Source organism: Mesorhizobium sp. WSM4848, from assembly GCF_055811375.1.
In genome coordinates, this window is the sequence record NZ_JBVVPX010000003.1 from 91,586 (window position 1) to 111,459 (window position 19,874).

A 19,874-nucleotide genomic window follows, 5' to 3' on the forward strand; every position below is an offset into this window, starting at 1 on the left:
GCTCCCACGATTGTCGGCAAGTTTAGCCGTGAACACGGTCTTGCGAAACAGCCTTCAGGAGCCAGCCGATGACAACGACGACGGCGACGAAACCATTCAATGGAGCCCAATCTGGGAAGGCGTCCTGAGATCAACGGCAGTCCCTGCGAGATGATTGTCGCCGCGCTCACAAGAAAACCATTGCAGCTGAAGTGTAGTGGGAACGTGCATTGGGAGTAGAGGAAACCGCCATGCAAGCAAAAATTGCCGTCGTTCAGAAGCCGCCGGTCTTTCTCGATCGCGAGGCGACCATCGCCAGAGCCGTCGAGGCGATCGACGAAGCCGCCGATGCCGGCGCCACCCTGGTGATCTTCCCTGAAGCCTGGATACCCGGATATCCGACGTGGGTCTGGCGGCTGAAGCCCGGCACGGATATGGCGTTGTCAAGCGAGCTTCACGCCAGGCTGCGCAGCAACGCCGTCGACATCGAGCGAGATGATCTTGCGCCTCTGCAGCAGGCCGCCAGCCAACGTGCGGTGACGATTGTCGTCGGCCTGAACGAGATCGACAGTCGTTTCTCGGGCACAACGCTGTTCAACACCGTGGTCGTGATTGGACCGGATGGCACGCTCCAAAACCGACATCGCAAGTTGATGCCGACCAACCCCGAGCGCATGGTCTGGGGGACGGGCGACGCGAGCGGCCTCAGAGTTGTCGACACGCCGGTCGGCCGCCTGGGGTGCCTGATCTGCTGGGAAAGCTATATGCCGCTTGCGCGCTACGCTCTCTACGCCCAGAACATCGACATTCTCGTCAATCCGACGTGGGACAATGGTGAACTCTGCCTAGCCACATTGCGCCACATCGCCCGCGAGGGCGGATGCTGGGTCATCGGCACCGCGACGGCAATGCAGGGCAGCGATCTGCCGGCCGACTTTCCCGATCGCGACCGACTGTTCAAGGCCGAAGAGTGGATCAACGACGGCGACGCCGTCGTCGTCAAGCCGGGCGGCGCAATCGCGGCCGGACCGCTGAACCGCGACAAGGGAATCCTTTTCGCCGAAATTGATCCGGAAGCGGTCGGCCGCGCCCGGCGGTCGCTCGACGTCGCCGGGCACTATTCCCGGCCGGATATTTTCTCGCTGTCGATCAGCCGCAAACCGCTTGCACCCGTTGTGTTCACCGACTGAGCCGAGACAGGCTGACGACCGCGCCGGCGCTGGACGGGGAGCCGGAATGTCGTGGAGCGTCGGCCGTGACGCCGGCCGGTTAGCCGGGCGGTTGACGCTTCGCTCGTCTCCCTACCTGGCTCAACGCGGTCGCCGCAGCATCGGGACTTGCGTCGGCGATGAACCGATCTGGATCGCGCCGAGCGGTTCGAAGCCGTGGCGCCGGTAGAACGGAATGTTGCGCGGGTTCGAGGATTCCAGATAGGCGGGCGCGTGATCGCGATCGCACTGCGCGAGCGCGTACGCCATCAAGGCGTTGCCGTGACCTTCGCCCCGATGCGCCGGGTCGACGCCGATCACGGGCAAGTACCAATGCGGTTCGGCCGGATGGTACTTCGCCATCTGCTCGAATATAGCGGCGACTTCAGGGGCAAGGGAGGGCGAAACCGTGCTCTCGACAAGCGCACCAAGCGCTTCCTCGTCGGGATGCACATCGGGCGACAGCCACAGCGCCGTCCCGGTATAGCCATCGGTGCAAAAGCCGCTTCCGTTTGAGAATGCCCTGGCTCCGAAGGCGCGGACCAGTCGCGGCATGGCGGCAAGGTACTGGTGTGCATGCGGCCAGGTCCATCGCGCCATGGGATCCGCTGCAAACGCCAGAACGATTGTTCCGATCGCCGGATCTTCATCGGCCGCGGCCATAACTCTCACTGTCGGCGATTTCATGCTGCCCTCCATGCGACGCAGGTGGTCCGACGAGGCGCCCGCGCCCTCAAACGGGCGCCGCAACAAGCGGGTAGGAGTCCGTGATCAGGCAGTCCATCGGAAACCCGCTCCACATCTGGCTACCATGTTTCGCCTCCGGCGTTAAGTTTATCTCCTGACGCAACAAGTTGTTTCGAGAAACGGAAAGGCAACCCCGAGCAAGCAGACAGGAGCGATGATCAAACACAAGACCTGAACCCGCGAGGAATGGCTCGGAGCGGGGCTCGCACTGCTCGAGCCGGAGAAATGCCGCGATGGGGCACAGATCCGCTTCCTGGAGATAGTGCGCGTCCGCCCCCCGCCGGGCCGTTAGCCTGATGGCATTTTCTCGAACGTCGTCAGCCCGGTTTCCATCTTGTCCCAGGTGAGGGCCCGGATACCGTAGGTCACCACGGTCGGATTGAACCGGCCTGGATCGTCAAGGCTTGCGGCATGGACCGTGATCACGTCCGGCATGGCGGCGTATGTCAAGTGTGTCGGCGTTCCGCAGACCGGGCAGAAGGAATGGATTTTCTCATTCCCGTTGTCTGCCGCGACACGCCAGTCCGTCGTCACGCCGGTGATCGTCACGTCCGCCCGCGACGCAAACGTCAGGTAAGATCCGTGACCGGTGCCGCTTCTTTGCTGGCAATCGCGGCATTGGCAGTGGTTCTCGAAGATCGGGGCGGCCTTTGCCTCGTAGCGGACCGCGCCGCACGCGCATCCGCCGGTGTAGAGAGTATTCATCTGCTCGGCTCCATAATCCGGGTCAGGCAGCCCGTTCGGACGCGCGCGGTTTGGCGAAGACATCGATCGCCTGGCCGGTTTCGAGGAAGGATTTCAGGCTGGAGAGGACGATCGGCCAACCCTTCTTGATGCCGTTGGCCATGCCGCTGCCGGCTTCGAGCTCGTCATGGCTGACGGTCAGCCGGACCATGGCCTCGTATTCCTCGAGCTCGAAGCTTACCCGGCTGTAGCTCGCCGGATCGGACGCCTGCGAAGCGTTTGCCCAGGTGATGACGAGACGGGTCGGCGACACCTCGACGACCTTGCCGACGAGCTCGACGGTCCGTTCATCATTGGCGCGGATATGCTGCCAGCTCGAACCGGGCTTCCAGTCGGAGACGTTCTCGTGGCCCCAGTAGCGCCGTGCGAGGTCCGGCTTGGTTATCGCCTCGAACACCTTTCCCGGTGTCGAGACGATATAGGTCGTGTAGATAAAGCTGATCGTTTCCCTGGTCATTGCTACGCTCCTTTTGTTTCGCGAGCATAGGTAGATGGGGAAACCGGACCCGTGTGAGTGACAATCTTGTCGCGAATTGCATCTGATATGAAAAAAGGTTGACGCATGACGCGCTGGCAGCTTGCTCATGGACGGCATCTCGATCTTGGCGCGAAATCGTTGCTGATGGGGATTTTGAACGTCACGCCGGACAGTTTTTCCGACGGCGGAGACTTCGACCGGCCGGAGCGGGCGCTGCAGCAGGCGCGGCGCCTGATCGGCGAGGGCGCGGCGATCATCGATGTCGGCGGCGAATCCACCCGGCCCGGCGCCGGCGCCGTTTCGGCGCGCGAGGAACAAGCGCGCATCCTGCCGATCATCGAGGCGCTGTCGTCCGAAGGTGGCAGCCTGGTTTCGGTCGACACCTACAGGGCCGAGACGGCGCGGCTGGCGGTCGCCGCGGGCGCGCATATCGTCAACGACGTGCATGGCCTGCAGCGCGAACCCGACATCGCGCAGGTTGCGGCGGAAACCGGCGCCGGCCTGGTCATCATGCACACCGGGCGCGGCCGCGAAAAACTGGCGGATGTGATCGCCGACCAGTTCCTGTTCCTGAACAGATCGCTGGCGATCGCGCGCGACGCCGGCATCCCGGACGAGCGGATCGTGCTCGACCCCGGCTTTGCTTTCGCCAAGGACGGCGAAGAAAACCTCGAGCTCATGGCTCGCTTCGGTGAATTGCGCGCGCTCGGTTTTCCATTGCTCGTCGGCACGTCACGCAAGCGCCTTGCCCGTGGCCTGGTCGGCGAAAGTGACGAGGGGCGAGACGTCGGCACAGCGGCAACAAGCGTCATCCTGCGGCTGAAGGGCGCTTCGATCTTTCGCGTCCACAACGTTGCCGTCAATCGCGACGCACTGGCCTTCGCCGACGCGGTGCGCCAGCGCGAAACCGGGGAAGAGATCAGGCGGGCTCGGTGACGACGCCGATCCGCCGGTAGACGAATTGTTCGTCGTTCGAAGGAACTGCCGCAGCACGCTGGGCTTCGTCGATCAGCATGGCCATGCGCGCATGGATCGGCGATTTCGCGCAAGCCGGGTCCGTCGCGGCGGCGTCGCCGGCGATCGCCATCGCCTGGCAGCGGCAGCCGCCCCAGTCGATCTCACGCCGTTCGCAGCTGCGACAGGGCTGCTGCATCCAGTCGGTGCCGCGAAAGGCGTTGAATGCCGGCGAATCGGTCCAGATTTCGGCCAGGCTGCGCGGTCCGAAACGCTCAAAGCTGAGCGACGGGATGGTCTGTGCGGCATGGCATGGCAGCACGGTGCCGTCTGGCGCCACCATGAACGCGTCGCGCGCCCAGCCGCCCATGCACGGCTTGGGATAGATAGCGAAATAATCCGGTGGGACGAAATCGATGTTCATGATGCCGGCGAGCCGTTCGCGCGCCGCCGCGACGATCTCCGCCTGACTTTCGACCGCAGCACGCTCGGGCATCAGTTGATCGCGATTGGTCAGCGCCCAGCCGGCATACTGCACATTGGCGATCTCGAGCCGCTCCGCGCCCAGCGAAAGCGCCAGGTCGATGAATTCCGGCACTTCCTCGATGTTGTGGCGATGGATCGGCGCGTTGATGGTCAGCGGCAGGCCGGCCGCGCGGGCGCGGCGTGCCGTCTCCAGCTTCTTTTCGTGGCCGCCTTTGTGGTTGCCGATGCGGTCGGTGGTCGCCGGCCGTGCGCCTTGAAAGCTCAGCTGCAGATGATCGAGCCCGGCTTCGGCAAATGCCTCGATGCGGCCTTCGGCAATGCCGACGCCGGCGGTGATCAGATTGGTGTAGACGCCGCGCGCCGAAAGCCCGGCGATCAATTGCTCGAGGTCGCGTCGCAGCGTCGGTTCACCGCCCGACAGATGCACCTGGAGAACGCCGAGATCGGCGGCCTGCGAGAACAGGTCGAGCCAGGTCTGGGTGTCGAGTTCGCGATTGGCCTTCAGCAATTCGAGGGGATTGGAGCAATACGGGCATTGCAGCGGGCAGCGATGCGTCAGTTCCGCCAGCATGCCGATCGGAGGGAGAAGGGGCTCGCTCATAGTTTTACCAGCAGCTTGTCAGACCATTCTTGCAGGAAGGCGACGACGTCGGCCGCCACGGCCTGCTGTTCGGCGTCATAATCCGCGGCAAGCTCGGCGATGATGTGGCAGACCGTGGACCGTCCATCGCAGCGGCGCAATATATCGAGGCTGATGTCGTTAGGCCAAAACACCTTTTCCGGCGAAAGCACGGCGAACGCCTGCCGCACGGGATCGTACTGTATGCGCACGTGCTTCGGCAGCGACGGCACCGATCGTGACGAAACCAAAGCTCTTTCGCGCAGCGCCATCATCGGGCTGGCTCCGGACGGAAGGCGCCGGGCGGGATGTTTCCGGGCTCGCCATAGGCGTGTTGAAGCGCGTCGAGCATGGCCCACAGTATATCGCATTTGAACACCAGCGCATCGATCGCCTGCTGCTGGTGTTCCGCCGTGTCGGCATGGCTGAGCACGTAGGCGAGGGCGAAGTCGGCGTCGCGCGAGGCCTGTTCAGGCCGTCGGCTGAAATAGGCCAGCGTGTCCTCGGTAATGTAATCGTATTTGGCCAGCATCGCCGGGACCCGTTCGCCGATGATGAGTGGCGAGAACATCTCGGTCAGCGACGAGGCGACCGCCTCGAACAGCGTCCGGTTCGTGCAAAAGGCGAGGTAGGCGCCGACCGCGAAACGTGTCGCCGGCAGTGCCAGCCTTTCGCTCTTCACGTCATCGGCATCGAGGCCGAGCGAGGTCGCCAGATGCAGCCAGCGCGCTATACCGCCGCTCCAGCCGTCCTCGCCATCATGGTCCTCGATGCGTTTGCGCCAGGCGGCGCGAAACGCCGGATCCTCAGCATGTGCCAGGATCATGGCATCCTTGCGCGGGATGACGGCCTGGTAGCAATAGCGGTTCAGCGCCCATGCCTGCATCTCGGTCCTCGACAGCGCACCGCTGGTCATCCTGTGATGGAAAGGGTGGCGGTTGTGATAGCGCTCGGCACCGATTTGCCGCAGCACGGCTTCGAACTCGCTGGAGGACAGGCCGTTCCTGGCCGCGTCGTGGAAATCGCTCAAAATTCCATCTCCATGCCGTCGCGGGCGACTTCCCAGCCAGCCGCTTTGACCACTGCGTGTTCGGCGGAATTCTCGTCCAGAACCGGATTGGTGTTGTTGATGTGGACGAATACACGGCGGCCGATCCTCAATTCGGCCAAGCCGGCGATCGACCCATCGTCTCCCGACATTGCCAGATGCCCCATGCGCGCCCCGGTCTTTTGGCCGACGCCGGCGGCAATCATCTCGTCGTCGGTGTAGACCGTGCCATCGAACAGGACACAGGCGGCATCGGCCAGGCGCGTGCGCAGGGCCGCATCGATGCGCGCGCAACCCGGGATGTAGAAGACGGAGCCGCGGCTGCCGGCAGCGCCGATACGGACGCCGATCGTGTCGCCGGCGTCGGAACTGAAATTGGCTTCCGGCCGGCTTCTTTCCTCGAGATAGAGGGCTATCTTGCCGGGCACGGGAAAACTCTCGACAGTCACGCCGGTGTCTTGGCCGTCTGCGTCGCAGATCGTCAGTTCTTGCGCCGGCGGCAAGATGCGTCGCGGCACGAGCGCCGGATCGAGGACATTGAAGATCGAATTCGCCTCCAGCGTCGCCAGCACCTGTGTCGTTGCGTAGATGGCGAAGGGCTGCCGCTCACGCAGACTGAGCAGGCCGGCGACATGATCGACATCGGCATTGGTCAGCACCACAGCGCGGATGGGCGTCGAACGCAACGGCGCATCAGGCGCCGGCTGCAATTCAGGCGTTTGCGCAATCTGCTGGCGAATATCGGGCGAGGCGTTGAAGAGAACCCAGCCGGCCCCATCCACTGAGGCGGCGATGCTTGATTGGGTTCGCGAATGCACGCCAGCCATCCCGGTGCGAGCCGCGCGGCTCAGGCGATAGTTGCAGTTCCACTGCGGAAAGCCGCCGCCTGCCGCCGAGCCGATGATCTTCAAGCGCATTGCCATGCCCGCTCTGCGGCTTGTTCAACCAACAGCAAATCTTCGACCGCGAATGGCTTCGCGCCCGCATTGAACGCGTCAAAGCCTTTCACCAAGACCTCGCGCGGCAAGACAGTGCGTGTCCCCGTTGCCGGGGACACGCACCTCTGCGGCCTACTTCTTGGGAGTAATTTCAGCAGGCAGATACCGCGAAATCTCGAAGCCCGCAGCAACCTGGCACATGGTCGGTTTCGTCCAGCTCTTCTTCATGGCATATCTCCTCTTCTACCAGCCCGAAGGGGCCGATCCTTTTCTCAGTCAACCATTGCTGGGCACCATTGCAATGGCTCGTCCATCAGCTCTCAAAATGGACAAATGAAACGGCAGGTTCTGAAAAGTCGAAAAACAAGAAAATAACAATGCTCATGCTCAATTGCTAATCACATAAGGCTTCCTTTCCTCCAGCGGAAGGTTGGCACGCTCCCATCCATCGGCGCCGGGCGGATACCAGATCACCGAACTGTGGCCCCATTCGATGGCCCGTTTCGCGGCATTCCACGACATCCAGCAATTCGTCATGCAATAGAACAGAATGGCACGCGACTTGTCGGGACCGGCTGCGGCCGCGAGGCCCTGGCGAAAATAGTTGGCCGTCTCCTCGGAGATAGCGCCGTAACCGACATTGGCCAGCCAGGTGCTGCCTGGGATGTCCTTTCTGACCTTGGCTCTCCAAATCGTTCCTGCCGGCAAATTAGCCGGCTTCGGCGTGTTCGGCATGACGTCGAAGAACACCGCCTTCTTCTCCCGCCACAGCGCCTCCGCCTCCGCCGTCGTCACCACCCTCGCGCCCTGCAGCGTCTGCGTCACCGGCGCCCGATATTCGTCCATCCGGTAGCCGCTGGGCTCGGCGATATCGCCAGCCCACATCGGTTCGGTCAGACCCAGAAGGCCCGCGGCGACCAGCAAAATCGTCTCCTTTCCCTTCATCCCCTTCATACGTTTCTCGTCATTGCGTGATCGGATTATCGTGTTCGTCGATCAGCGGCACATCGTAGTCCAGCAGGATCCTGGTGATCTCCGCCTGGTTTTCCCTGATCACCCGGTTGAGCGTCCGCTTCCATTCCTGGTCGGATGGACGCACGCCCATGGTGATGCGGTATGACATGCGCGAGCCGGTTTTCTCCTTCACCAGCGGAACGATCGTGAGATCGGCGCCGAGTTGCTTGGCATAGTAGCCTGCCATCGGTCCCCACATGACCGCCGCATCGATCTTGCCGGCGAGCATGTCCTTGATCATGACTTCCCCCATGGAAGGGGTGAGGCGGGTATCCACCGCCAGCGGATAGATTTTTGCCGTTCGCATGAGTTTGTTGGCGGCCATGTTGGCAGTCGGCGGTGTGCTTTCGACGACGCCGATCCTCTTGCCCGCGAGTTTCGGATCCTCGATTGTCTCGACGCCTTCCATGCCGTTGCCCTTCGGGTGCACCAGCACATAGGACGAGCGATAATAGGCGTTGGTGTTCTGCACCAGTTCATCGCCCTGGGCATAGCCCATGATGATGTCGCATCGGTTGGCCGCCAGTGTGTTGCGCACGAAGCCGGTGACAAGAGGAAACCATGTATAGGCGACGGACTTTCGGCCGGTTTTCGCGGCAACCAGGTCGGCCAGCCGGTTTTCGAAGCCTTCGCCGCTCTTGTCGGTGAAGGGCATGTTCGAAGGATCGGCGCAGACGCGCAGAATGTCTGGGTCGACCAGTTCGCCCGCGGCACCAAGGCCGGCGTCCTGCGCCTGAGCGTTCGCAGACAGCAAGGCGAGTGCGCCGAGCATCGGCAGGACAAAACACAGCTTCAACGCGTCACGGCCAATCATATCATCCACCCATACAGGATGCTTCGGCATCCTTCGCTGCCTGTGCCTTGTCAGCTTTCTTTGGCGGCCTGCCGCGGGGCGCCGCGCCGTCGGCGCGGGCACGCAGATAGACGTAGAGATCGTCCATGTAGCAATAGACGTTCTTGTTGTCGCCAAAGGCAGGCATGACATTTTCCTTGCCGCCGCCGACATTCTTGCGGCCCTCGGCGACGATCGAGATGAAGGTGGCGTAATCCATTGTCTTCAGGCTGTTGAGCAGGGCCGGCGCATAGCTCGAGCCGGTGCCGTCCGGTCCGTGACAGACATGGCAATCGGAGTGATACCGGCGGTAACCGCTGAACGTGTACCAGTCGACGGTTCCGTTTTCGATCTTGTAGGTCGGATTTCCCTCCGCGTCGAAATGCTTGCCGCCTTCTTCCGTCACTGCCTTGGCTTTTTCAGCGCTGTCCTGGGCTTGCGCGAGGCTTGAAGTTGCCAGGGGCAGCGCCAGAGCGAGAGCGGAAATTACAATGCGAACGGACATTCAGCTACTTCCTTCATTTCGCCTGCACACGGTCTTGCTGTCGTGAAGCGGCATTGATCGATGTTTGAGTGCGCGGCGGAAGTGGAGAGCCCGGTCCTGGCTTCCCGGTGATCCGGGCTCTCGCTTTTCAAGCCTTGGTCTTCTCACAAGCCCTAGGCGTGCCTCGGGGTTTCCCGTGCCCGTGTATCAGTCCGGGAGACCGAAGACGGTGAGCTGGCCGCCCAGCGTCGTGTAGTCGGCAAGTGCTGCGTAGCCACCGACCGCGCCCAGACCAGCAGTCCCAACGACTGCAGCCTCGTCGCCTTGCGCACGGCCCTGATCGACGGCGCCATGCCAGGCAGCGGCGTTTTCGGGCGAAAGCAGTCCACCTGCCAGGCCGATACCGGCCCATCCGCCGACGCCGGACAGAACGGCGATGTATTGCTTGCCGTCATGCTCGTAGGCGTTGATGTTGCCGATGATGCCGGACGGGGTCTTGAACTTGTAGAGTTCATTGCCGTCATGATCGACTGCCTTGATGTAGCCCTCGAGCGTGCCGTAGAAGACGACGTCGCCGTCGGTCGCCAGCGCGCCCGACCAGACCGAGAACTTCTCGGGCTTGGACCAGACGATCTCGCCCTTGGCAGCATCCCAGGCAATGAAGTTGCCCATGTGGTCGGCTCCAGGGGGAGGATACATCGACACGGTGGCGCCCACGTAAGGCTGACCGGCGGTGTAGCTCACCTTGTAGGGCTCATAGTCCATGCAGACATGGTTTGTCGGCACGTAGAACAGACCGGTCTTCGGCGAATAGGTCGCCGGTTGCTGGTCCTTGGTTCCAAGCGCGGCCGGGCAGATGCCCGTCGAGTTGGTGTCTTCGCCGTTCTGCTGGGTCGAATATTTGGCGACCACCTGCGGACGGCCGTACTGGTCGCTGCTGGGGTCCATGTTGACTTCCGTCGCCCAGTTCACTGCCGGATCGTATTTCTTGGCGACGAGAAGCTCGCCATTGGCGCGATCCATGGTGTAGGCAAAGCCATTGCGGTCGAAATGCACCAGCACATCGCGCTTGGTGCCTTTGATGTCCATGCCGTCGACAAGGATCATCTCGTTGACGCCGTCATAATCCCACTCGTCATGCGGGGTCATCTGGTAGAGCCACTTGGCCATCCCGGTATCGGCATCGCGAGCCATGATCGTCATCGACCAGCGATTGTCGCCCGGCCTCTGGACCGGGTTCCAGGTCGATGGATTGCCGGTGCCGTAGTAGATCAGGTTAAGCTTGGGATCATAGGCGTACCATCCCCAAGTCGTGCCGCCACCGGTCTTCCACTGCTCGCCTTCCCAGGTGTTCGTGCCCGAGTCCGCGCCGACTGGTTTGCCGAGATGGGTAGTCTTTTCGGGATCGATCAGGGTTTCTGCATCGGGTCCCGTCGAATAGGCCCGCCAGGCAAGCTTGCCATCCGAAAGGTTGTAGGCCGAGATGTGGCCGCGAACACCATATTCGGCGCCAGAGATGCCGACGATAACCTTGTCCTTGACGACCACAGGCGCTGACGTGCCGGATTCGCCCTTTCCGCCGTCGATCTGATCGCCGTTCTTGACCGTCCAGACGACTTTGCCGGACTTGGCATCGAGTGCCACGACGGTGGTGTCGGCCTGGTTGAGGATGATCTTGCCGTCACCATAGGCGACGCCACGGTTGACCGTGTCGCAGCACATGATGCCAATAACATTCGGGTCTTGCTTGGGCTCGTATTTCCAGAGGATCTTTCCGTCATCCTTGAGATCGAGAGCATAGACGGTGTTCGGGAACGGCGCGTGGACATACATCACATCGCCGATGACCAGCGGCCCGCCTTCATGGCCGCGCAGCACGCCAGTGGAGAAGGTCCACTTGACCTGCAGGTTCTTCACATTGTCCTTGGTGATCTGGTTGAGCTTGGAAAAGCGGGTGTTGGCGTAGTCACCCGTCTGCATCACCCAGTCCTTGGGATTCTCGGCCATTTTCATCAGTTCTTCATTGGCCGACGTCATGTGGACCGCGCCGAACGACATGAGCGCCGCGGTCGTTAGTAGATAGGCAGTTTTCGCTAATACACGCATCAAAGTCCTCCCAGGGTGCACAATGACGAATCGTCCGTTGAGCCCACCAGGGCTTGCCCAAGCGATTCATGTGGGGGAAGTATTTCCGGCAGCGTGTCACGACCTAAGCCGAATGAGCAGAGGGCACCGTTACTGCCCATCCCACTTGGCCTACGAAAGACTGTCGCCGCTCCCTAATTGACGGTGACGCCCTTGAAGCCGGAAACAGGATGAAGCTATGTCATCCCCAGACGGAAGGCAAGAAAAATCACTTCCATCTATGTTGCACTGCAATATAGAGAAATAGATATGAAAAAACCCGGGCTGAAAGCTATTGATCGACTGTGGATGAAGCGGGATTTATATAAATCGTTAAATTTTGCGTATTTTTTGCGCAAAATGTATTGATTTTTATTTGGGAATATTCGCTGGATCGTATGATTTTAAGTATGCGCGCGTCGCTCCCTCTGGCGATAGTGGAGGAGACCTGAAATCAAGCTCAGCACCAGGATTCGGAGCCGATGTTCGTGCTGTCGGGGAGGCCTTTTGCCGGCCGGGACGGCCCTGCTCCTTTGGTACTATATGGCCCGGATGAGAACTTGACTGGCGTGGCGGCACGAGGCCATCTGGTGCGGTGATCCGTCTCGATCCATCGGGCTCGATCTGTCACGTTCCGGGCCAATCGGAGGTTCCCCATGATCAGATATGTCGGCTTTTCGAGCGTGCCGCTGTTGCTCATTTCGGCCCTGGCCTTCGCCAATCCGGCCGGTGCCGCCTCAGATTATCCGACGGCGACGGTTGTCGACTATGTGCTCGGCTGCATGCAGACGAATGGCCAGACACGTCAGGCGCTGGAGAGCTGTTCCTGCTCGATCGACGTCATCGCCTCGATCCTTCCATTCGAGGATTATGAAAGGGCCGAGACCTTCAAGAGCATGTCCCTGACGACAGGGGAGCGTTCGGGACTGTTCCGCGAAAGCGCGCCGGCAAAAGCCGCAAGCACGCAACTGAAGCGCGCGCAGGCGGAAGCCGACGTGCGCTGCTTTTAGGCCCATGTAAGATCGCCGACAGCAGCTGCTACGGTTTCGAGGCTTCAGAGTCCCGTAGCCTCCAGCGGCCATTGATTGCGAAATACCTTGCCATCCGTATCGATCGCTTCGACCTGGATTTGGCCAGTGCCGTGCGCGGTGAAATCGAACCGGAAATTGGGGTCTTCCGAAATCGATATCCCCCCTTCCATCGACAGGATCAGCCGGTCTGCCTGCGAGACCGACAGTTTCTGAACGAAATGCGCGGGGATGAAATACTGGGTCAAGGGGTTGCGCTGCAGGCCCGAATTGTTCGGGTGGCGGATCATCAGCTGCAATTCCTGCGCCTTTGTCATCGTCTCTTGCGGCGGGAATTGGCGCAGCTTCATCTGCCCCATCGTCGCAATCGCCTCGTCCTGGTTCTTGAGCGCCGGGGCGGAGCATCCGCCTGACGCCTTGACGAAGGTCTGGGCCATGTGAAGCTCGCCGCCCTGCGTCTCTGCTATGGCACGCAGGTAGGAATAGTCGTCGACGCGCACGCGCGTCGACAGATGCGTCACGCCGGCGTCCTTGCCGATCTCGAACGTCGCCGCCACCGGCGCTGGATTGACGTCGATGATCAGGGTGACGGATTTGATGCCGACGGGCGCCTTGGCCGGGTCGATATAGATGTCGACGGGCACGATGGCGGCATCCTGCGCCCGCTTCGGCGCCTCGATCCTGATGACGCCGCTATCGACCAGAATTGCCCGATCGCCGAACACGTCGCCTTTCAGATCCTGCCAGATCCTGTCCGAAGACGCGGTTGTCTGCTGGGCGTTGGCTCCGGAGGCGCCAAACAGCGTGCCGACGGCCAGGACAATCGCGGCAAGGACGGCTGCGAGCGGCAAACCGAACTGCCGGCTCCGGAAAGCGTGGTTCTGCATTCGATGCCTCCACCAATGTCAGAGAGGTGGTGCCCAGGCCGATGTCGAGGATAGACCCTTGACGATGCGTTGGCAAATCGATCCACAGCGCTTGTCGCTGCGACCTATTCCCATTCGAGTTCGGCAAAGGCGGCCGTTGCATTGCGCTCGTTGTAGTCGTCGAACAGATGCCAATTGCCTCGTTCGCTTGCGCCGGCGGTCTTGACGGCGTCGCGGAGCGGCATCCCGTCGGCGATCGCCTTGCGAATATCGCGCGCCAGAATTTCGAAATAGCGGCGCTCTCCCGTCAGCGCCGCCGGCCAGTCGGCCGGCACCGGGCCATGACCCGGCACGACGCGCACGGCGCCGATCGCGGCGAGCGCATCCATCTGGCGGAGCCAGCCGAGCAGCGATCCGTCGAGCGTCGGCAAGGAACCGATGAAAACCAGATCGCCGGCAAACAGCGTGCGGGTCGCGCTGTCGAAGACGGTCAGGTCGTTGTCGGTGTGAGCCGCCTTCCATGCCTGCAATTCGAGCACGCGTCCGCCAAGGTCGAGCTGCAGGCGATCGTCGACCAGCATCGTCGGCGGTATGATCTCGATCCCATTGATGAGCGCGTCGCCGATCTGTTCGCGAAACCTCTGCAGGTAGAACGCGCCGCGCGCCTCGAGGGCGCGCGGCAGATTGCGATGGCCGGCGATGGTGGCACCGATCTGCCGGAACGCCGCGTTGCCGAAGACATGGTCGGGGTGCATGTGGGTGTTGATCAGGTAGCGAACCGGCTTGGCGCTTATCTTGCCGATCGCGGCGATGAGGGCGTTCGCCTCGATCAGGCTGCCGCCGCTGTCGATGACGGCGACGGCGTCGGCGCCGACGACGACGCCCAGGTTGGAGATCGCGCCCTGGTTGGCGGCGCTCATCAATTCATCGACGCCCTGGAACGCGAAGACGCCGTCGGCGACTTTCCTGAGCTTGAATTCAAGGCCGTAGGCTGCTCCGAGAGCGGCCCGCCCGAGGCAACAGGGCAGCATGGCGGCGCTGGCCGCGGTGCAGGCGAAGCCGTTCACAAGCTTGCGTCGTGCCCTGTCGATCGGCATGGCTTCCTCCCGATATGGTTCCGAACTGTAAGGCGATCAGGCCACGCCCGGAAATTTTTGCTGGAACGACCGCAAAAGGTCGCTCATCACCTGTGGATTGCGATAGTGCCGCGGCAGCCTTACGTCGAACATGCCGAGCACATGGGCCGGCCGCTGCGCGAGCACGATGATGCGGTCCGACAGCATCAAGGCCTCGCGCAGATTGTGGGTTACCATCAGCGCGGTCGTGGGCCGCGCCGACCACACGGTCAAAAGCAGGTGCCGAAGCCGCTCGGCGGTCCGTTCGTCGAGTGAGGCAAAGGGTTCGTCCAGGAACAGCACCGCCGGTTCGGTGGCGAAGGCCCTGGCAAGCGCTGCCCTGCGCGCAAGGCCGAGCGAAAGCTCCGCCGGATAGAGCGCGCGCATGCCGGCGAGGCCGAGCGTCTCGAACAGCCCCTCGAGATTTTTCGCCCTCAGGCTTTTCGGCAGCGCCAGCCTGACATTCTGCTCCACCGTCCGCCACGGCAGCAAGACTGGCTCCTGGAATACGGCGGCGATCCGGTCGGAGCCGCCTTCAGGCAGTTGGAACGAGCCAGAAAAGTCCTTGTCCAACCCAAGCAGGATGCGCAGCGTCGTGGTCTTGCCGCAGCCGGACGGCCCCAGCAAGCAGGCGAATTCGCCTTGCCGGACCTCGAAGGAAAGGTCCTGGAGCGCCGTGATCGAGACGCCTTGCGCGGACCTAAAAGTCTTTTCGGCGATGTCGACCCTAAGTGGGACGACGCCGCCAACGGGTTGCATGTCGTTCAACGGGCTGCACCAGAAAGAGTTCGATGACAAGCATCACCGCCACGAAAGCCAGGGTGTAGGCAAGGATGGCGGCGACGTCGAAGAGCTGGAAATAAAGATAGATCTGAAAGCCGACGCCGTTGGAGCGGCCGAGCAGCTCGACCACCAGGACGATCTTCCAGATGAGAGCGATGCCGGATCGTGAGGCGGCGGCAAGATAGGGCTGCAGTTGCGGCAGCAGGACATGGCGGGCGCGGTCGAGAAGACCAAAGCGGTAGACGGCGGCCATTTCGGCGTAACTCGGATCAAGCGCCCTGGCGCCTTCGCGCATCGTCACCACGACATTCGGGATCTTGTTGACGGCAACCGCGCCAATCGCCGCCGCTTCGTTGAGGCCGAACCAGATGTAGGCGAGCACGATGACGACCAGCGCGGGAATGTTGAGGAACAGAACCACCCAGGGAGCGAAGAACCGGTCTGCGCTGCGGTGGCTGCCGAGGAGGACGCCGATGACCGAGCCAACAATCATAGCGACGACATATGCCGCGGCAACCCGGCCGAGCGTCGTGCCGAGATGGTAGAAAAGATCGCCGTTGGCCGCCTCTGCGAGCAGCACCTGCCAGACCTGTCCCGGCCCTGGAAAGGCACGGCTCGGCCAGGCATTTGCCGCAAGACCCCATAGCAGGCCAAGCCCGAGCAGAGAGGCCGCCACCGTCAGCACCGGTGTCAGCGCCGCTGCCAGGCCGGATTGGCTGGACATGCCGGCCGCAGCGCCAGGCGGGCGATCGCCGGTATCAGGTGCGCTCATTGCGGGGGTACCTGCCAGAACGTGCCGGGCGCCATCTCGGGGGCGCGGCCGACCAGCTTTTCGCCGCCGATCTCGGCCAGAACGCGATAGAGTTTTCCCGCGTCGGCCGCATCCTCGGCGACGGGGCGTCTGGGAATGCCCTCGCGATAGCGGTCACGCAGTTTTGCCAGTTCCTCGCCTTGCGCGCGGATAACAGGTGCAAGGCGCAGCCACTCATCGTCGGATCTGGCCAGCAAGTCCTTGGACTGCGCCGAAGCCTTGATGAAGCCCGCGATAGCGTCCGGATGTTCGTTCGCCCATTTGTCATGAAAGACATAGCCGAGCGCCGATACAGCGCCAGAGGCCCCGAGCGCCTTCGCCGCAGCATCGGCGCCGATCAGCCGACGAAAGCCGTTGGCCTCGAGCCGGGCGCAAAAATGCCAGAAATTGAGCACCGCATCGAGCTCGCCCTGCATCGCCTTTTCCGAAATCAGCGGCGGCGCGCCAAAGACGACGTCGCTGGTTGCCGGCAGGTCGAGGCCGTGATCGCGTCTGGCCAGCGCCTGGATCAGCAGCCAGCTTTTATCGAGCGGTCCGCCGGCGACGCCGAGCTTTTTTCCCCTTAGATCGGTGATCATCCGGATCGGCGCTCCCTCCTTCACCATGATCGCCCCGACGGCGGTCGAATAGGGGACCAATGTGAGGTCGACGCCTTCGGATCGCTGGCGTGAGACCCACAGCCAGTCGGAGACGATCATGTCGATCGCGCCGGCCAGCATGGCGACGTTGGTTGCATCCTCGCCGGCGAAATCGAGGACCTCCAGATCGATGCCGTTGGCTGTGTCAAACTTGTGGTGCTTCAGCGTGTCAAGCGCCCAGCTCACCGTGCCGAATTTCAGCACACCGATGCGAACCCTGCCCGTGGCGAAGGAGGGGGTCGTGGCGAAGGAGGGCTTTGGGACAACCGCTGCGGCTGTTCCAAGAGCTGCCAGCCGGAGCGTTCCTCGACGCGAAATCATCATGATGTCTCCTCCCGGGGCCATAACAGGCCGGGCGCCGATCAGATCGCACGGTCTTTGTTCGGGAAAGCGCATTTCCAGCGACTGACCTTGAGGGTCGGGTGTTCCTGCGACCATTTCGCGATTTCGGTGGGCGCCAGCATCATGCATTGGAACAGAGAGCCGCGGCTCTCGAAATAGAGATGTTCGTCTCGGCAATTGCCCGGATTGGCAATCAGGCAAACCGTCAAGATGAGGTCGACCATATCCATTCAGCACCTCTTGCGCGCTTGAAGACGCCCGCTTTGGCGAGATCCGGCCCGATCCGCGAGCCTGGACAAAACTGCCGGAGTCCCGAGGTGCCCATGGAAAACCAGAATGGTTTGAGGCTACGCGCTCGCCCGATGGCCGTCAACAACGGCGAATGGATTGGGTCTACCGGAGCCGACTCGCGCTTCGGGTTGCAGTGCGCCTTGCCCAGTCTTCCAGCTTTTGGTGGTTGGCGAAAGCCGAAGCGGCATCCAATCTCCCCCCTTGCGGGGGAGATGTCCGGCAGGACAGAGGGGGTGGGAAGGATCGCCAACTCTCGATTAAACCATTCCCAACCGAAAACAGCCTGACGGCGTGGCTGTAATTGGCTGACAGGCCGCGGGACAGCACCCCCCTCTGCCCTGCCGGGCATCTCCCCCGCAAGGGGGAGATCGGCAGCTTCGCCGACTGCGCCACGAGCGGCAATTGGTCTGAGGCGATTGCCTTGAATTCGGGGTAACGGTTGACATCCCTCATCTGCCGGGTAGCTTCCAAGATGCAGGCGCTGCAACTCCACAAGGGAGACGTTTTCGCTCTGCATAAAACGATGCATGCCGATGATCAGACAGAGGCATGCGGAAATCGTCCAGGGCACCTTGACGATCAATGAGGAAATGCCATGCGTGCAATCGCATTTTTCGCCGTCGTGTCCGTTGCGACGTTCATGACGAACCAATCGCAGGCACAGGATGCCGCCGCGGGTGAGAAGGTCTTCGCCAAATGCAAGGCCTGCCACGTCGTCGATGAGGACAAGAACAAGATCGGTCCGTCATTGAGCGGCGTTATCGGCCGGACGGCCGGCACGCATCCGGGGTTCAAATATTCTAAATCCATGACCGAGGCGGGCGCATCCGGCGTCAAATGGGACGAAGCCACGCTGACGACCTATCTTCGCGATCCCAAGGCCATGATCAAAGGCACGAAGATGGCGTTTCCCGGTCTCAAGAAGGACGAGGATCTCGCCAACGTCATCGCCTATCTGAAGCAATTCTCCAAGTAACCCGGTTCTTCCGCAGGAAGTAACCCGGTTCTTCCGCCGGAGTAACGCGACTTCGCCGGCCGTTCGTAACTGCGTTCGGCCGGCGCCTGCACTGGTGGCGCTGGTCACGCGGCGTCTTGCAGCCTGCGCATCGCGGAAGGCAGGTCGAGCAAGCCGTCGCAAACCAGGTCGGCGCCAAGCTCTTCAACTGGAATTTGTGTGTAGCCGCCACGCAGCAGAATAGCCGGCATGCCGGCGGCGCGGGCGGCGGCCACGTCTGCGCCGCTGTCTCCGACCATCAGCGCGTCACGAGGCTCGACCTGAAGCTGGTCGAGCGCCAGCAGCAGAGCGTCGGGCGCCGGTTTCAGGCAAGTCACCGCGTCTCCGCCGACGATCGCGCCGAGATGCTCCGTCAGCCCGAAATGCAGCAGGATTTCGCGAGCCGCCAGCTGCGGCTTGTTGGTCACCACGCCCATGGCTATTCCGCTCAAGTGGAAGTGGGTGAGAACCTCCCTGACGCCGGGCACCAGCGTCGTCAGGCCGGTCAGATGTCTGCGGTAGATCGGCGCCATGGCGCGGTTAGCTTCATCGAGCGCGCTGCCGAGCAGCGGCGCGCCGGATGCCGCGAAGGCGCGCTCGACCAGTTTCCTGACGCCGCCGCCGATCATCGCCTTGACCTGCTCCAGGCGCAGCGGCAACAGATCGCGACCGGCCAGCAGCTCGTTGACGGCGGCGGTTATGTCAGGCGCCGAATCGACCAGCGTGCCGTCGAGGTCGAACAGGATCGCTTTCGGCGATCGAAACCGCCTGCCTGCGCCGACGTTCATGCAGCATCCTTCCACTTGATCGAGCAGCCGATCGTAGCGATCTGGTCCAGCGGTCCGTCGCCGGTTCGGGCAATTTGTCTCATCGCCTCGAAAAGGTCGCGTCTCAGTCCAGGCGGTCCAGCGTCGCGCCGCGCCGCGTCCAGCCGGCCGCGATATTGCAGTGTCAATTCGCTGTTGAGCCCAAAGAAATCCGGAGTGCAAACGGCTCCATAGGCACGCGCCACCGTCTGGCGCTCGTCGTGGAGGTAGGGGAAAGTGAAGCCGTTCGTCTTGGCGAAGAGCTTCATGTTGTCGAAGGAATCATCCGGATAGGCGTCGGCATCGTTGGAGTTGATCGTAACAAAGCCGATGCCTTCGGGCTTGAGGTCGTTGGCATCGCGGACGACGCGGGAAATCGCCGCCTTCACGTAAGGGCAGTGGTTGCAGATGAAGGCCACCACCAGCCCGTTCGGGCCGGCGTGGCTGAAGATCGAATGCGATTTGCCGTCGACACCGGGCAAGACGGCATCGATGGCTTGCCAGCCGAAATCGCAGACAGGTGGGATTGCCCCCATGTTGTGCTC

Annotated in this window: 24 protein-coding genes; 5 read left to right on the plus strand and 19 right to left on the minus strand. The window is 62.2% G+C overall.

Features of this window, described 5'->3' with window-relative positions; all coding sequences use genetic code 11:
* Window positions 1-230 precede the first annotated feature (230 nt).
* Window positions 231-1,169 carry a carbon-nitrogen hydrolase family protein gene (locus AC0L16_RS04535; protein ID WP_473619250.1) on the plus strand — a complete coding sequence of 313 codons (939 nt, stop codon included), beginning with the start codon at window positions 231-233 and terminating at the stop codon, window positions 1,167-1,169.
* A gap of 120 nt (window positions 1,170-1,289) precedes the next feature.
* Here AC0L16_RS04535 and AC0L16_RS04540 read toward each other — a convergent pair whose 3' ends face one another.
* The 3 genes from AC0L16_RS04540 to AC0L16_RS04550 form a co-directional block, all read right to left on the minus strand.
* Window positions 1,290-1,874: a GNAT family N-acetyltransferase gene (locus AC0L16_RS04540; protein ID WP_473619251.1), complete on the minus strand. Its 585-nt coding sequence runs from the start codon at window positions 1,872-1,874 to the stop codon at window positions 1,290-1,292.
* A 348-nt stretch (window positions 1,875-2,222) separates the two neighbouring features.
* Window positions 2,223-2,639 carry a GFA family protein gene (locus AC0L16_RS04545; protein WP_473619252.1) on the minus strand — a complete coding sequence of 139 codons (417 nt, stop codon included), beginning with the start codon at window positions 2,637-2,639 and terminating at the stop codon, window positions 2,223-2,225.
* A 22-nt stretch (window positions 2,640-2,661) separates the two neighbouring features.
* The gene (locus AC0L16_RS04550; RefSeq protein ID WP_473619254.1) at window positions 2,662-3,135 is read right to left on the minus strand and encodes an SRPBCC family protein; all 474 of its coding nucleotides are present in this window, start codon (window positions 3,133-3,135) and stop codon (window positions 2,662-2,664) included.
* 105 nt (window positions 3,136-3,240) lie between these two features.
* Here AC0L16_RS04550 and folP point away from each other — a divergent pair, with 105 nt between their 5' ends.
* A complete protein-coding gene (gene folP, locus AC0L16_RS04555) occupies window positions 3,241-4,092 on the plus strand; it encodes a dihydropteroate synthase (protein WP_473619255.1) in 852 nt (283 codons plus the stop codon).
* Here the strand turns inward: folP and pqqE are convergent.
* Genes pqqE through pqqB form a run of 4 tightly spaced genes read right to left on the minus strand, consistent with a single transcriptional unit; the run spans window position 4,076 to window position 7,180 of the window.
* Entirely contained in the window at window positions 4,076-5,197 is a 1,122-nt protein-coding gene (pqqE, locus tag AC0L16_RS04560) for a pyrroloquinoline quinone biosynthesis protein PqqE (protein ID WP_473619256.1), read from the minus strand. The genes folP and pqqE overlap by 17 nt on opposite strands.
* Window positions 5,194-5,490: a pyrroloquinoline quinone biosynthesis peptide chaperone PqqD gene (pqqD, locus tag AC0L16_RS04565; protein ID WP_473619258.1), complete on the minus strand. Its 297-nt coding sequence runs from the start codon at window positions 5,488-5,490 to the stop codon at window positions 5,194-5,196. Before pqqD ends, pqqE begins: the two co-directional genes overlap by 4 nt.
* The gene (gene pqqC, locus AC0L16_RS04570; protein ID WP_473619259.1) at window positions 5,487-6,245 is read right to left on the minus strand and encodes a pyrroloquinoline-quinone synthase PqqC; all 759 of its coding nucleotides are present in this window, start codon (window positions 6,243-6,245) and stop codon (window positions 5,487-5,489) included. Before pqqC ends, pqqD begins: the two co-directional genes overlap by 4 nt.
* Complete coding sequence (pqqB, locus tag AC0L16_RS04575) at window positions 6,242-7,180, minus strand: pyrroloquinoline quinone biosynthesis protein PqqB (protein ID WP_473619445.1); 939 nt, start codon at window positions 7,178-7,180, stop codon at window positions 6,242-6,244. The genes pqqC and pqqB overlap by 4 nt, the downstream gene beginning before the upstream one ends.
* 220 nt (window positions 7,181-7,400) lie before the next feature.
* Here pqqB and AC0L16_RS04580 point away from each other — a divergent pair, with 220 nt between their 5' ends.
* Window positions 7,401-7,538, plus strand: a complete 138-nt coding sequence (locus AC0L16_RS04580) for a hypothetical protein (RefSeq protein ID WP_023797673.1) — start codon at window positions 7,401-7,403, stop codon at window positions 7,536-7,538.
* A 50-nt stretch (window positions 7,539-7,588) separates the two neighbouring features.
* Here AC0L16_RS04580 and AC0L16_RS04585 read toward each other — a convergent pair whose 3' ends face one another.
* From AC0L16_RS04585 to AC0L16_RS04600, 4 genes are all read right to left on the minus strand, one after another.
* Window positions 7,589-8,146 carry a PQQ-dependent catabolism-associated CXXCW motif protein gene (locus tag AC0L16_RS04585; protein ID WP_473619446.1) on the minus strand — a complete coding sequence of 186 codons (558 nt, stop codon included), beginning with the start codon at window positions 8,144-8,146 and terminating at the stop codon, window positions 7,589-7,591.
* 19 nt (window positions 8,147-8,165) lie between these two features.
* A complete protein-coding gene (locus AC0L16_RS04590; protein ID WP_473619260.1) occupies window positions 8,166-9,029 on the minus strand; it encodes a substrate-binding domain-containing protein in 864 nt (287 codons plus the stop codon).
* A 1-nt stretch (window position 9,030) separates the two neighbouring features.
* Window positions 9,031-9,552 carry a c-type cytochrome, methanol metabolism-related gene (locus AC0L16_RS04595; protein WP_473619262.1) on the minus strand — a complete coding sequence of 174 codons (522 nt, stop codon included), beginning with the start codon at window positions 9,550-9,552 and terminating at the stop codon, window positions 9,031-9,033.
* A 186-nt stretch (window positions 9,553-9,738) separates the two neighbouring features.
* The gene (locus AC0L16_RS04600) at window positions 9,739-11,637 is read right to left on the minus strand and encodes a methanol/ethanol family PQQ-dependent dehydrogenase (protein ID WP_473619263.1); all 1,899 of its coding nucleotides are present in this window, start codon (window positions 11,635-11,637) and stop codon (window positions 9,739-9,741) included.
* A 674-nt stretch (window positions 11,638-12,311) separates the two neighbouring features.
* Here AC0L16_RS04600 and AC0L16_RS04605 point away from each other — a divergent pair.
* Window positions 12,312-12,665, plus strand: a complete 354-nt coding sequence (locus AC0L16_RS04605; protein WP_473619265.1) for a hypothetical protein — start codon at window positions 12,312-12,314, stop codon at window positions 12,663-12,665.
* Between the two features lie 44 nt (window positions 12,666-12,709).
* Here the strand turns inward: AC0L16_RS04605 and AC0L16_RS04610 are convergent, their stop codons facing one another.
* From AC0L16_RS04610 to AC0L16_RS04635, 6 genes are all read right to left on the minus strand, one after another.
* The gene (locus AC0L16_RS04610; protein ID WP_473619266.1) at window positions 12,710-13,570 is read right to left on the minus strand and encodes a quinoprotein dehydrogenase-associated SoxYZ-like carrier; all 861 of its coding nucleotides are present in this window, start codon (window positions 13,568-13,570) and stop codon (window positions 12,710-12,712) included.
* A gap of 104 nt (window positions 13,571-13,674) precedes the next feature.
* Window positions 13,675-14,646 (minus strand): quinoprotein relay system zinc metallohydrolase 2, encoded by a 972-nt coding sequence (locus AC0L16_RS04615; protein ID WP_473619267.1) that lies wholly within the window; start codon window positions 14,644-14,646, stop codon window positions 13,675-13,677.
* Between the two features lie 36 nt (window positions 14,647-14,682).
* Window positions 14,683-15,423 (minus strand): ABC transporter ATP-binding protein, encoded by a 741-nt coding sequence (locus tag AC0L16_RS04620; protein WP_473619448.1) that lies wholly within the window; start codon window positions 15,421-15,423, stop codon window positions 14,683-14,685.
* Complete coding sequence (locus AC0L16_RS04625) at window positions 15,392-16,171, minus strand: ABC transporter permease (RefSeq protein ID WP_473619449.1); 780 nt, start codon at window positions 16,169-16,171, stop codon at window positions 15,392-15,394. Before AC0L16_RS04625 ends, AC0L16_RS04620 begins: the two co-directional genes overlap by 32 nt.
* A gap of 44 nt (window positions 16,172-16,215) precedes the next feature.
* Complete coding sequence (locus AC0L16_RS04630; RefSeq protein WP_473619269.1) at window positions 16,216-17,220, minus strand: ABC transporter substrate-binding protein; 1,005 nt, start codon at window positions 17,218-17,220, stop codon at window positions 16,216-16,218.
* A 38-nt stretch (window positions 17,221-17,258) separates the two neighbouring features.
* Window positions 17,259-17,468 (minus strand): hypothetical protein, encoded by a 210-nt coding sequence (locus AC0L16_RS04635; protein ID WP_473619270.1) that lies wholly within the window; start codon window positions 17,466-17,468, stop codon window positions 17,259-17,261.
* A 656-nt stretch (window positions 17,469-18,124) separates the two neighbouring features.
* On the opposite strand from AC0L16_RS04635, the gene AC0L16_RS04640 reads away from it, so the two are divergent.
* On the plus strand, window positions 18,125-18,505 hold the full coding sequence (locus AC0L16_RS04640) for a c-type cytochrome (protein WP_473619272.1): 381 nt from the start codon (window positions 18,125-18,127) through the stop codon (window positions 18,503-18,505).
* Window positions 18,506-18,609: 104 nt separating this feature from the next.
* Here AC0L16_RS04640 and gph read toward each other — a convergent pair whose 3' ends face one another.
* Entirely contained in the window at window positions 18,610-19,311 is a 702-nt protein-coding gene (gph, locus tag AC0L16_RS04645; RefSeq protein ID WP_473619273.1) for a phosphoglycolate phosphatase, read from the minus strand.
* Window positions 19,308-19,865, minus strand: a complete 558-nt coding sequence (locus AC0L16_RS04650; RefSeq protein ID WP_473619275.1) for a thioredoxin family protein — start codon at window positions 19,863-19,865, stop codon at window positions 19,308-19,310. Before AC0L16_RS04650 ends, gph begins: the two co-directional genes overlap by 4 nt.
* Between the last annotated feature and the right edge of the window lie 9 nt (window positions 19,866-19,874).